Origin of the sequence: Microbispora catharanthi (genome assembly GCF_006334915.2) — a bacterium.
Classification (GTDB): domain Bacteria; phylum Actinomycetota; class Actinomycetes; order Streptosporangiales; family Streptosporangiaceae; genus Microbispora; species Microbispora catharanthi.
The window spans coordinates 125,353-137,945 of the sequence record NZ_VDMA02000004.1; the positions used below are offsets into that span (position 1 = coordinate 125,353).

The 12,593-nt window shown below is 71.0% G+C and carries 11 protein-coding genes; 8 read left to right on the top strand and 3 right to left on the bottom strand.

All coding sequences use genetic code 11. The features are described from left to right. Positions 1-64: 64 nt before the first annotated feature. On the bottom strand, positions 65-970 hold the full coding sequence (locus FH610_RS08930; RefSeq protein ID WP_139573816.1) for a LysR family transcriptional regulator: 906 nt from the start codon (positions 968-970) through the stop codon (positions 65-67). 116 nt (positions 971-1,086) lie between these two features. Here FH610_RS08930 and FH610_RS08935 point away from each other — a divergent pair, with 116 nt between their 5' ends. Next, positions 1,087-1,488: a carboxymuconolactone decarboxylase family protein gene (locus FH610_RS08935; RefSeq protein WP_139573817.1), complete on the top strand. Its 402-nt coding sequence runs from the start codon at positions 1,087-1,089 to the stop codon at positions 1,486-1,488. On the opposite strand, the gene wecB is transcribed toward FH610_RS08935, so the two are convergent. Continuing rightward, entirely contained in the window at positions 1,489-2,616 is a 1,128-nt protein-coding gene (gene wecB, locus FH610_RS08940; RefSeq protein ID WP_139573818.1) for a non-hydrolyzing UDP-N-acetylglucosamine 2-epimerase, read from the bottom strand. It lies immediately after the preceding gene. Positions 2,617-2,678: 62 nt separating this feature from the next. On the opposite strand from wecB, the gene FH610_RS08945 reads away from it, so the two are divergent. The 7 genes from FH610_RS08945 to FH610_RS08975 all read left to right on the top strand — a co-directional run bounded on the left by FH610_RS08945 (position 2,679) and on the right by FH610_RS08975 (position 11,781). Then, positions 2,679-4,346 (top strand): glycosyltransferase family 4 protein, encoded by a 1,668-nt coding sequence (locus tag FH610_RS08945; protein WP_139573819.1) that lies wholly within the window; start codon positions 2,679-2,681, stop codon positions 4,344-4,346. A gap of 110 nt (positions 4,347-4,456) precedes the next feature. Continuing rightward, the gene (locus tag FH610_RS08950) at positions 4,457-5,719 is read left to right on the top strand and encodes a nucleotide sugar dehydrogenase (protein ID WP_139573820.1); all 1,263 of its coding nucleotides are present in this window, start codon (positions 4,457-4,459) and stop codon (positions 5,717-5,719) included. A 14-nt stretch (positions 5,720-5,733) separates the two neighbouring features. Further along, positions 5,734-6,822: a glycosyltransferase gene (locus tag FH610_RS08955; protein WP_205825638.1), complete on the top strand. Its 1,089-nt coding sequence runs from the start codon at positions 5,734-5,736 to the stop codon at positions 6,820-6,822. Positions 6,823-6,964: 142 nt separating this feature from the next. Next, on the top strand, positions 6,965-8,791 hold the full coding sequence (locus tag FH610_RS08960) for a DUF4434 domain-containing protein (RefSeq protein ID WP_139573821.1): 1,827 nt from the start codon (positions 6,965-6,967) through the stop codon (positions 8,789-8,791). Positions 8,792-9,044: 253 nt separating this feature from the next. Further along, a complete protein-coding gene (locus tag FH610_RS08965; RefSeq protein ID WP_139573822.1) occupies positions 9,045-9,629 on the top strand; it encodes a hypothetical protein in 585 nt (194 codons plus the stop codon). A gap of 183 nt (positions 9,630-9,812) precedes the next feature. Beyond that, the gene (locus FH610_RS08970) at positions 9,813-10,469 is read left to right on the top strand and encodes an NUDIX hydrolase (RefSeq protein ID WP_139573823.1); all 657 of its coding nucleotides are present in this window, start codon (positions 9,813-9,815) and stop codon (positions 10,467-10,469) included. A 94-nt stretch (positions 10,470-10,563) separates the two neighbouring features. Then, positions 10,564-11,781: an acyltransferase family protein gene (locus tag FH610_RS08975; protein WP_139573824.1), complete on the top strand. Its 1,218-nt coding sequence runs from the start codon at positions 10,564-10,566 to the stop codon at positions 11,779-11,781. Here the strand turns inward: FH610_RS08975 and FH610_RS08980 are convergent. After that, entirely contained in the window at positions 11,760-12,533 is a 774-nt protein-coding gene (locus FH610_RS08980) for a polysaccharide deacetylase family protein (protein WP_139573825.1), read from the bottom strand. The genes FH610_RS08975 and FH610_RS08980 overlap by 22 nt on opposite strands. Positions 12,534-12,593 lie beyond the last annotated feature (60 nt).

The window sequence follows — 12,593 nt, forward strand, 5'->3', positions numbered from 1 at the left end:
TCTCCCCCTTACGGACAAGCCATCGTAAAGGGGCTGCAGAGACCTTTGTGCCGATATAGGGGATTCAATCGACCGAGCCGGCGGGATCGCCCGTGGCGAGGGTGGTCAGCACCGAGCGGAAGCGTTCGAGGAGGGGATTGCCGTCGTTCGCCCGCCAGACCATGTGGAGGGTCGTGGAGGTGCCCTCCAGAGGGCGGGCGCGGACACCGACGCGACGGAGCGCGCGGTGGGAGTCCGACATCACGGCCGCGCCGAAACCGGCGGCGACCAGGGCCAGCACCGTCTGCACGCTCCGGCCCTCCGCACCGATACGGGGTGTCACGCCGGCGTGATCGCACAATGCGATGATCTCGTCGTAGGAGTGCGGGGAGACCTCTCGCGGCCACACGACGAGCGGCACCCGGCCGAGCGCGGTCAGGGGCACGGCGCCGGCCCCGTGCGCCAGCGGATGCGCCGCGGGCAGGAACAGGCTGAGCGGCTCGCGCCACCAGGAGCGCGCCACCAGACGCGGGTCACGGGTGGGCAGGCGCTGGACGGCGATGTCGAAGCGGCCGTCCAGGACGCCACCGGACATCTCGGCGTCGTTGAAGCTCTCCACCAGGCTCAGCTCGACGCGGGGCATCTCCCGGCGCAACCGGCCGAGCGCGCCGCCCAGCGGGCCGTTGATCCCCGAGCCGGCGAACGTCACCGTCAGCCGTCCGGCCAGCCCCTCGGCCGCCAGCCGGACGTCGTCCAGCGCGGCCCGCGCCTCGGCCAGGACCGTGGTGGCCCGGGCGACCAGCGCACGGCCCGCCGACGTCGGGACCATCCCCCTGCCCTCGCGTTCGAACAGCGGCGTCCCGAGCCGCCGTTCCAGCTCGTGCACCTGACGGCTGAGCGTCGGCTGCGTCAGGTGCAGGCGCCGCGCCGCCGCGCTGATGCTTCCCTCCTCGCAGATCGCCACCACGTACTCGAGCAGTCTCAGGTTCATCCATACCTCCAGGGCATAGGAGATGCAGATTCCCACGCCTGCCGGGCGGGAGAGAAGGCGGGAGGGGCGAGGCTGGTCGCAGCCGGAGAGGCTTCCGCCAAGCAGAAGGAGAACCCATGGACCGCGAAGAGCGCTACGCGTACGGCCTCAAGGTGCTGAACGAGGTCGACGGCGAGGCCGGGCAGCGCGTCGTGGCGTCCCTCGCCGACGTCTCGCCCGAGCTCGGTCACCAGGTGGTGGCGTGGGCGTTCGGCGACATGTACGCCCGCCCCGAGCTGTCACCGCGGGACCGGCAGCTCGTCACCCTCGGCGTCCTGACGGCCCTCGGGGGCTGCGAGATCGAGCTCGACGTGCACCTCAACGCCGCGTTGAACGTGGGCCTCACCGCCACCGAGATCGCCGAGGCACTCCTGCACTCGGCGGTCTACGCGGGAATGCCGAGGGCGGTCAACGCCACGCTGGTGGCGAAGAAGGTCTTCGCCGAGCGCGGCATCCCCCCCGTCCAGAACCTGTCGTAGTCAGCGCAGGGCGCCCTTGGCGGCGGGGGAGAGGCTGTCGCCGCGGAGCCAGGCTTCGATGACGCGGGCGATCCGCGGCCCGGCCGCGCCGTCCCACAGCGGCGGCAGCTCGCCGCTCGGTGTGGCCGCGCCGTCCGCGAGCGCCTTGGACGCCGCGGCGGGGAGCGAGGCGGGGGTGACGAGCCGGTTGGTGCCGTGGGTCACGGTGATCGGCCGCTCGGTGTTGGGCCGGACGGTCAGGCAGGGGACGCCCAGCATGGTCGTCTCCTCCTGGACGCCGCCGGAGTCGGTCACCACCAGGGCGGCGCCCCTGACCAAGGACAGGAAGTCCACGTAACCGAGCGGGTCCACGATCTTCAGATGGGGCCGGTCCACGAGGCCGGCGTCCGCCAGCCGCTGCCGGCCGCGGGGGTGCAGGGGGACGACGACCGGCACCTGCTCGGCCACCCCGAGCACGGCGTCGACCAGCTCGCGGGCCGCCTCCGGGTCGTCCACGTTCGCCGGGCGGTGCAGCGTGGCCACCGCGTACCTGCCGTCGATGCCCAGGCGCTCCTGGACCGGCGCCGGGTCGAGCTTCGGCAGCGCGGCGAACAGGCTGTCGATCATCGGGTTGCCGACGAGGTGCACCTTCGCCGGGTCCACGCCCTCGTGGGCCAGGTGCGACAGCGCCTCGGGCGAGGTGGCGAACAGCAGGTCCGACAGCGCGTCGGTGACGACCCGGTTGACCTCCTCCGGCATCTGCCGGTCGAAGGAACGCAGGCCCGCCTCGACGTGCGCGGTCGGCACGTGCAGCTTGGCGCAGACGAGGATCGCCGCGAGCGTCGAGTTCACGTCGCCGTACACCACCACGAGCGCCGGGCGGTGTTCGAGCACGACGTCCTCAAGCCCCGTGAGCAGGGCGGCCGTCTGCCGGGCGTGGGTCCCGCTGCCGACGCCGAGGTTCGCGATCGGCTCGGGCAGCCCCAGATCGGCGAAGAACACGTCCGACATCAGCGCGTCGTAGTGCTGGCCGGTGTGGATGATGCCCTGCCGGATTCCGAGCTCGGCCAACCCCCCGACGACCGGGGCCGCCTTGACGAAGTTGGGCCGGGCGCCCAGTACGTGCAGGACGAGGGGGTTGTCTCTCATCTACCTCGCCTTTCGTCTTCTCTCCGAGCTGGGACAAACGTTGCCTATGGTACGGTCGCGCCGTGGAAACCGAGGCCAACAAGCCCGCAAAGGCCGTGTCCGCCGCGTCCGCGAAGGCCGGCCTCGGCGGCTTCCTCCGGGGGTTCGCGAGGAACCCGGTCCTCGTCTCCCGGATCTTCGTGAGCAAGGTCAAGTCCGACCCGATGCGGGTCGCCCAGGCCGCCGCCGACGCGATACCCCCCGGGATGCGCCCGGTCGTCGGCCGCGTCGCCTGGCCCGCGGCCCGGTTCGTCAAGGTCAGGACCCGCAAGATCCTGCAGCGCGCGGCCAAGGGCCCGCTGCGGGACGCCAAGGCCAACTTCGACGCCGGCCGGATGTCCGACGCGGTCGGGGTGCTCCAGCCGCATGCCCGATGGCCGTTCGTCCGCCGGAGGATGGCCTACTACGAGGGCGAGAAGGCCGCGCTCGGACCGAACCCGATCCCGCCCAAGTCGAAGATCATCATGGGTGAGCGGGTGCCCGGCCGGGTGCTGCACATGGTCACCAACGCCCTGCCGTACACGCAGGCGGGTTACACCGTCCGCACCCACCGCATCGTGACCGCCCAGAAGGCGGCCGGGCTCGACCCCCACGTGGTGACGAGCTGGGGCTGGCCCATGCTCCAGGGGCACACCGACGCCGAGCCGTACGAGGAGATCGACGGCATTCCCTATTACCGGCTGCTGCCCAAGGACGAGGTGCCGTTCGAGAGCCAGGGGCGGATGATCCGCGGCGCCGCGGACGTCTCCGAGCTGGTCAGGACCCTCCGCCCGCAGGTCCTGCACGCGGCGACCGACCACCGCAACGGCTCGGTCGCGCTCGCCGTGCGCGAGCGGACGAACACCCCCTTCGTGTACGAGGTGCGCGGCTTCCTGGAGGAGACCTGGGTCTCCCGCGACCCCGCCAGGATCGGCAGCGAGCGGCACAAACTGCAGCGCGAGCGCGAGGCGCAGATCATGCGCGAGGCCGACGCGGTCGTGACGCTCGCCGAGACGATGGCCGCCGAGATCGTGGAGCGCGGCGTGCCCAGGGAGCGCATCTTCCTCGCGCCCAACGCCGTGGACGACTCCCTGCTGACGGCCGACTACGACGGCGAGGCGTTCCGCGAGCGGTTCGGGATCGGCCGGGACGAGATCGTCGTGGGCTCGGTGTCGAGCATCGTCGCCTACGAGGGCTTCGCCACGCTGCTGAACGCCGCCGCGCTGCTGCGCGACGCCGGAACGCCGGTGAAGGTCCTGCTCGTGGGAGACGGGGCCGAACGGCCCGCGCTGCTCGAACAGGTCGAACGGCTCGGCCTGAAGGAGGCGATCCTGCCCGGCCGGGTGGGCCCGGACGAGGCGTTGCAGGCGCAGGCGGCCATCGACATCTTCGTCTGCCCGCGTGAGGACCTGCGGGTGTGCCGCCTCGTCACCCCGCTGAAGCCGGTCGAGGCGATGGCGCTCGGCAAGCCGGTCGTGCTGAGCGACCTGCCCGCGCTCTCGGAACTCGTCGGCGGCGAGGGCGCCGGTCTGCTGGTGCCGCCCGGCGATCCGGCCGCGCTGGCCAAGGCGCTCGCCGCGCTGCGCGACGATCCGGAGCGCCGCCGGATCATGGGCGAGGCCGGTAAGGCCGAGGTCGCCGCCCACCGGACCTGGAGCAGCCTGGCCCGCACGTACCAAGGGATCTACCAGTCCTTGACCGAAAGCCGATAAACAGCAGAAAGTCGGATGTGTTGCATCAGGCATGCTTGGTTCCGAGTTGAGATAACCTTTGCCACCATGAAGTGTTGTTTCCGCCCCCAGGTTCCCCCCAAGGCCTCGTCGTGACAGCCTTCGATCTCACGATCATCGGGCTGGGATACGTGGGCATGCCGCTGGCCAAGGAGGCCACGGCGGCGGGCCTGCGGGTGGCTGGTCTGGACGTCGACCCCCGCAAGGTCGACGCCCTGAACGCCGGCCGCTCCTACATCGACGACCTGACCGACGCCGACCTCGACGCGATGCTCACCGGCGGCTTCACGGCCACGCTGGACGCGTCCGTGCTGTCGAGGTCGCGCACGATCGTCATCTGCGTCCCGACGCCGCTGGACGAGGACCACCGTCCGGACCTGTCGGCCGTCGAAGGCGCCACCCGGACCGTCGCAGAGCACCTTCAGGCGGGCACGCTCGTCGTGCTGGAGTCCACCACGTGGCCCGGCACCACGGACGAGCTGGCGCGGCCGATCCTGGAGCAGTCCGGCCTGGTGGCCGGCGAGGACTTCCACCTGGCGTTCTCGCCGGAGCGGATCGACCCGGGCAACCCCAAGTTCGGCCTGCGCAACACCCCCAAGGTCGTCGGCGGCTTCACCCCCGCCTGCAAGGAGCGGGCCGCCGCCTTCTACGCGCAGTTCGTCGAGCGGGTCGTGCCGGTCAGCGGCACCCGCGAGGCGGAGATGGCCAAGCTGCTGGAGAACACCTACCGGCACGTCAACATCGCCCTCGTCAACGAGATGGCGATCTTCTGCGACGAGCTCGGCGTGAACCTGTGGGAGGCCATCGAGGCGGCCTCCACCAAGCCCTTCGGCTTCCAGAAGTTCCTGCCGGGCCCCGGCGTCGGCGGGCACTGCATCCCCGTCGACCCGTCGTACCTGTCCTACACGGTGCGCAAGCTCGGCTATCCCTTCCGGTTCGTGGAACTGGCCCAGGAGATCAACGAGCGGATGCCGTCCTACGTGGTGGCCCGCGTGCAGCGGCTGCTCAACCGGGCCCGCAAGGCCGTGAACGGCTCGCGCGTGCTGCTCCTCGGCGTGACGTACAAGCCGGACATCGCCGACGAGCGGGAGACACCGGCCATCCCCGTGGCCGAGGCACTCCTGGAACTGGGCGCCGAGCTGTCCTTCTGCGACCCGTACGTGAAGGAGTGGGCGGTCGAGGGCAGGCAGATCCCCCGCGAGGAGGACTTGGCCGAGGCCGTGGCCGCCGCCGACGTGGTGGTCCTGCTACAGCAGCATTCGGCCTTCGACCTCGGCGTCGTGGAGGAGCGAGCCCCTCTCGTCCTGGACACTCGCGGCGTGCTGGCCACGAGCGAACGCGTCGAGCGGTTGTAGGAAGGGTTTCGCGCGTGCACGTGCTCGTCATGACGGTGGTGCATCACCCCGAGGACGCCCGGATCCTGCACCGGCAGATTCGGGCGCTCGTCGACGCCGGTCATGAGGTCACGTACGCCGCGCCGTACACCGCGCGGGGAGTCGTGCCGCGTTCGTGGGTGACGGGTGTGGACCTCCCCAGGGCCGCCGAGCGGCGTCGCCTCGCGGCGGTGCGGGCGGCCCGCAAGCTCTTCAAGAGCATGCGCGGCAAGGTCGACCTGGCCCTCATCCACGACCCCGAACTGCTGTTCGCGGTCGCCGGGGTGCGCCGTCGCCCGCCGGTCGTCTGGGACGTCCACGAGGACACCCCCGCGACGCTGTCGCTCAAGCCGTGGCTGCCGGCGTTCCTGCGCCCGCCGACGCGCTTCCTCGCCCGGCTCCTCGAAACCACCGCCGAGCGCCGGCTGCACCTGCTGCTGGCCGAGGCGGCGTACGCGGGCCGGTTCAAGCAGCAGCACCTCGTGGTGCCGAACGAGACATGGGTGCCCGACCGGGTCAGCCAGCCCGGCGACGACCGCGTCGTCTACCTCGGCTGGCTGTCGGAGGCCCGGGGCGTCCAGGAGGCCGTCGAGGTGGCCCGCCTGCTCCAGCCGCACCGGGTGGCCGTGGAGCTCATCGGCTACGCCGACCCGCAGAGCCGCCCCCTGCTGAACGAGGCCGTCGCCGAGGGCGTGCTGGAGTGGCGCGACTTCATGCCGAACGACGAGGCGCTCAAGCGGCTCGACGGCGCGCTCGCCGGGCTCTCGCTGCTGCACGACGAGCCCAACTACCGCCACTCGATGCCCACGAAGATCGTGGAGTACATGGCGCACGGCATCCCGGTCATCACCACCCCCTCGCCGCGGGCCGTGGAGCTGGTGGAGCGCTACCAGTGCGGCCTGGTCGTCCCCTGGCAGAACCCCCAGGCGGTGGCGCGGGCGGTGCTCCAGCTCAGGGACAACCCCTTCGAGCGGATCGGCACCGGCGGGCGCGGCTACGCCGCCGCACGGGCGAACCACCACTGGCCCAACTCCGCACGCCGGTTCGTCACCCAGTTGGAGGCGTGGGCGGGCGTCAAGAGCTGACCACTCGAGAGCTGACCACGCGAGAGTTGAACCGCGGTGAACGCTGCCGCGGGCGGCTCGTGACGGCGGCCGGGCAGTGCGAACATCCGGGTAGTCTGGGCGCGGCAAGATCATTTGAACGACGGGCGGTAGTGTCCTGAAAGTGCGCTGGCTCACTCTGGTCCTGGGCGTGGCGATTCTCGCCGGCGTCGCATCAGTGGTGATCGTTTTTCGCGACGGGAGCACCGGCTCCGGCACCGCCAGCGCCGGGCAGACCGCCCCCTCGACCCCCGTGGTCGGGTCGCCGACGCACAGCGAGTTCACCGACCCCTGCGGGACGTTCGAGACCGTGGCGACCACGCCGTACGCCGTGAGCGGCTACTGGCTGATCCCGACCTCCGACCCCTGCACCTGGCGGCGTCAGCTGGAGGCCATCCACCGCCTCGGCGGGGACACGGTCGTGCGCCTCGGCTTCGGCCTGTCGCCGCGCGAGACCGACGACGAGGGCCAGGTCCTGGAGACGTCGACTCCCGAGGGCAAGGACCCCAAGCCCGACGCCAGGTACGCCCGCTGCGTCGAGAACGGGGTGTCCTGCATGAAGGCGGCGGAGAAGGATCTCCAGGCGGCCAACGCGGGCAACAGCATCACGAGGACGTACGTCTACCGCACCGACGAGCGGTTCGGCCCCGGCATCCTCCGCTGCCCGCAGATGGAGCACGAGGTCGTCGTGGGGGACGCCGTCTTCTTCCGGCTCCTCGCGCCCGAGGACGGCTCGGACGACCCCACGTGCGACTTCACCCGCGAGGGGCGCGGCTACCACCTGATCCTCGTGTCGGCGGGCGTCAAGGACAGCCTCAGCGAACTGCTCGACCTCGGCGACCGGTTCGGCATCAAGGTCTTCCCCGCCCTGCCGCTCGCGCCGCGCGACCCCGAGGAGTCCACCCGGGCCGACCCCCGCCACATCGGCACGCTCACCACGCTGACCCGGCGGATCCTGCAGGACTACGGCGACCGCTTCAAGGGCCGTGAGTCGCTGGGCGGCGTCTACCAGCCGTTCGAGCTGCAGCTGCGGGACTGGCCCGACCCGAGCAAGGTCCAGACGCTCCAGGTGTACGCCGAGCAGCACTCGATCGTCGAACAGGAACTGCCGGACAAGCCGATCCTGGTGAGCCCGTACATCGACAGCCGCAGGCGGGTGAAGTACACCTCCACGCCCACCCAGGTGGCCCAGGGCTTCAAGGCCCTCGCGCGCACCGGGGTGGAGATCATCGCGCCGCAGGACGGCCGGGGCACGGGCAAGGTCGGCCTGTTCTGGCCCAACTGGAAGAACAAGCCGGTGGACGACAGCCTCAAGCCGGTCGTCGGGGAGAGCACGTACGCCACGGCCTACTACGGCAGCACCCGTGACTACTACCGCGCGATGTCGCTGGCCCGCCAGGAGCTGGTCCAGGAGGGCGTCCAGGTGGAGCTGTGGGCCAACGTCGAGGCGTTCGAGCCGTCCACCTCGACGGAGACCTGCGGCCGTCAGGGCACCCGCGGGCGCACCGACAAGCCCAGGCTGGACAGACAGGTGACGCTCGCCGCGCCGTACGTGTCGAAGATCATCTCGTACATGTGGAGCGACTTCTTCACCTGCGGCTCGCCGTCGCTGTCGGAGGAGATCGCGGCGGACTGGGACCGCCCGATCCCGATCGAGGTGCAGCGGCGCGCGCGGCAGATCCAGGACGGCCTGGAGATCCGGGGCTACCACCTCGGCTCGGCCAAGGTCACGCTGAGCTGGTCGGGCCTGGACACGCCGCGAGTCGTCGACGCGGCCACAGTGGGCTGGTACGACAGCACGCCGATCCAGGGGCTGCCGGCGGGCACGGAGAAGATCTGGATCCCGGTGGACTGGGCCACGGTCCCCGACGACGTGTGGATACGGGTGGAGGTCAGCTCCGCCGACGGCAGGAAGTCCGCCGAGCCGGTCTTCTACCACAACACCGGCTGACCGCCCCCTGATCGAGCCGCTCCGTTCCCCGGTCCGTCCCCCACGTCGTGCCGGAGGCGCGCGATGAGCACGGCCAGGCAATGTGCGTGCAAGGAACGGACAATGCCGCGGCGGGGCGTCCGTGTGGCGGGCGCCGCCCGCTGATCTCCTTTGCCTGCGCCGCCGCCGAAGGCGGAGCGACGGTTGACCCCGTCCACGCCGGCATCGAATGCCCGCCGCACAGGGCATCCGACGATCGACAAGGAGACCGCCCATGAACCGACTCCGTCACCTGCCCGCCGGTCTCGCGGCGGGCGCGCTGGTGGCCGCGATGGCCCTGGCCGTCCCCGCGGCCACCGCCGCCCAGGCCGCGAGCGGGCGTGCGAACGTCGTCACCGCGCTCGACTACAACAGCACGGGCTGGGCATACCGTCAGGTGCCCTCCACGACCCAGGTGCCGGGCTTCGCCCAGCGGGGATTCGACGACAGCGCCTGGCCGAGGGGGCAGGCGGGCTTCGGCACCACCAACGGGACCTGCTCGTGGAACAACCAGGCCAACGTCAAGACCCCGTGGGCGGTCGACACCGACATCCTGGTGCGCCACTGGCTGCACCTGCCGCGTGACGCGCAGGCCGTGCGCATCCAGGGCACGGTGGACAACGACGCGCAGGTCTACTTCAACGGCCAACTCGTGCAGAGCGTCAAGAGCGGCGCGTGCGCCGCCGGGGCGATCGACGTCGTGGTGCCCGCGACCTACCTCGACTGCTGCAACCTGCTCGCCGTACGCGGCCACGACGCCGGCGTGGCGGCCTATCTGAACCTCCGGGTGACCTACGTCAAGCCCACCCAGGCGCTTTGACGTTCCCGGCGGTGCGTCGCCCGGCATCGGCCGCGCTGTGCAGGTCGCGCTGTGCCGGGCGACGCCCGGGGACACGAATCCCGGTTCCGGGGATGTGGATCGGTGGTGAAGCTCCCGCGAGGGGCCGGGCCGGCTGACTCCGGACGGCCCGAGCCGCGGCCCGCGTCCTGTAGCGTGCTGGACATGATCCCGCGTATCCCGGTCAGCGTGGATCTTGTCGTGCTCACCGTCAGGTCCCAGCAGCTCAGCGCCCTCGTCTGGCGGCGCGACCGGCCGCCGTACGAGGGCAGGTGGGCGCTTTCCGGCGGTTTCATCAAGCTGGAGGAGGACCTTCCCGCCGCGGCGGCCCGCGTGCTCGCCGAACGGGCCGGCCTTCCCGGGGCGCCGGTCCATCTGGAGCAACTCCAGACCTACGGCTATCCGGACCGCGATCCGCGCCAGCGGGTCGTCAGCGTGGCCTACCTGGGCCTCGCCCCCGACCTGCCCGCGTCCACCGAGGCCCACATGAGCTGGCAGCCGGTGGCCGAGCTGACGCAGATGGCCTTCGACCACCGCAGGATCATGCTCGACGGCGTGGAGCGGGCCAGGGGCAAGCTCGAATACACCTCGCTCGGCGCCGCGTTCTGCCCGCCCGAGTTCACCGTCGCCGAGTTGCGCCGCGTCTACGAGATCGTCTGGGGACGTCCGCTCGACCCGCGCAACTTCCACAGGAAGGTCACCAAGACGGAGGGCTTCCTCGTGTCCACCGGGCGCACCACGACCCGGGACGGCGGACGTCCCGCCATGCTCTACCGCCGGGGCCCCGCCGTGCTGCTGCACCCGCCCATGCTGCGCACCTGATCGACCGCGCCCGGCGGGGGCCGGGCCGCACGCTACACCACCAACGCCGGATTAATCCCGACTCACAGGGATCTTTCAGGATATATTCCGGCCTATGCTGGCTGCGGCCCCCCGCATCACCGATGCGCCGGCCATTCCCCCTGGACCGTCCCGGCTGCGCGTGCTCGACCTTCTGCGGTTCTGCGCGGCACTCGGCGTCGTCCTTTTCCATTTCGGCGAGACGCGCGCCTGGGGCACGCCCAACGCCTTCCCCGCGCTGAGCATGGCGACCATGTTCGGCGTGTACGGCGTGCGCCTGTTCTTCCTGATCAGCGGCTTCGTGATCCTGATGAGCGCCTGGGGCCGCACGCCGGGCCACTTCGCGGCGTCGCGGATCGCCCGGCTGTTCCCGGCGTACTGGGCGAGCGTGCTCGTCCTGGGCGGCCTGGCCGTCGGCGGCCTGATCACCGACCACCGGCCGAGCCTCACCGAACTGCTGGCCAACATGACGATGCTCCAGCACGGCTTCGCCGTACGCGACCTGGAGATCGTCTACTGGACGCTATGGCAGGAACTGGTCTTCTACGCCCTCATCGCCTGCCTCGCGGCCGTGGGGATCACCTACCGCCGGTGCCTGGCGTTCATGGGGGCGTGGGTGCTGCTGCTGGCGATCGCCGACCGGGTGAACGCCGACCTGCTGCAGGCGGTGCTCGTCCCGTTCAGCGCGCCCTACTTCATCGCGGGGATGGCCCTCTTTCTCGTCCACCGCTTCGGCGGGTCGCTGTTCCCCTGGCTGTTCGTGGGCGTGGGCTGGATCCTCGCGCTCTACACGGCGCTGGGCGAGGGACCACCGGCGATCCGGAGATACGGGCAGGCGCTGGGCTCGGCGCTCGTGGTGGGCGTGATCTCGCTGATCTTCCTGGTGATGATCCTCGTGGCGGTCGGCGCGTTCGACCGGATCGACTGGCGGTGGCTCACCTTCCTCGGCGCGCTGACCTATCCGCTCTACCTTTTCCACCACCACGTCGGGTTCCTGCTGATCCAGTGGCTCCACCCGGTGCTGGGCAACCGCCTCACGCTCCCGCTGGCCGTGGCCGCCGCGCTCGTGGTCGCGTACGGCGTGCACCGGCTGGTCGAGCGGCCCCTGCAGCCCCGGATGCGAGCGGCCCTGGACCGCTCGCTCACGGCCGACGCCGGTCTCGTCCCCCTGACGGAGACGGCGGTCGCCTCTCCCATGTCGACGGTGCCTCCGCCGGTGTCACTGCCGCCGGGCGCGCCGGCGCCCTACGCGGAGACGACGCCCGGGGCCGGTTACTTGCCGCGGGGCGGGTAGACCTCGCCGGGGCGCAGTTTGCGGCCCTGCAGCAGGGTCGTCAGCGTGACGAACTTGTAGTGCTGCTTCTCCAGCGCGGTGAGCACGCCGGGCATGGCCTTGACCGTCTCGGGGACGATGTCGTGCAGCAGGATCACGCCGTTGCGCTTGGCGAGCTTCAACGTGCGCTGGGCGATCACCTTGGTGTCGCGGGCCTGCCAGTCGAGCGTGGACCCCGTCCACAGGATCTGCGGCAGCCCCAGATCGGCCATGAGACTCGCGATCCTGGAGTCGGTCGCGCCGTTCGGCGGGCGCATGTAGTCCGGCATCTTGCCGATCGTCTGATTGATGATGTTCGAGGTGCTCGAGACCTCTTCGAACACCTCACCGTCGGACAGTTCGGTGAGCGAGGGGTGGGTCCAGGTGTGGTTGCCGATGTCGTGCCCCTCCTCGTAGATCCGCCGGGTGAGCTCGGGACGGTAGGCCACCTTCCTGCCGAGCAGGAAGAAGGTGGCCTTCGCCTTGTGCTTCTTCAGCGTGTCGAGCAGCGCCGGGGTGTAGGGCCAGGGGCCGTCGTCGAAGGTGAGGGCGATGCACTTGTACCGGGCGCAGTAGGGCTCGTCCTTCTTCTTCACCCCGGCCGGGGTCGCGGCCTTCGCGCTCACGGCCGCCGCCTCGGCGGTCGCGGCGGTCGCGGGCCCGGCCGCGGTGGGGACGACGCACACGCCGGCGGCGCAGGCACCGGCCATCACGATTCTTGCTTTCCGCCACATGTCGCTGGATCTTAGTGCTTGCCTTCGAACCCGAAATTCCGGATTCCCGACGAACGACCC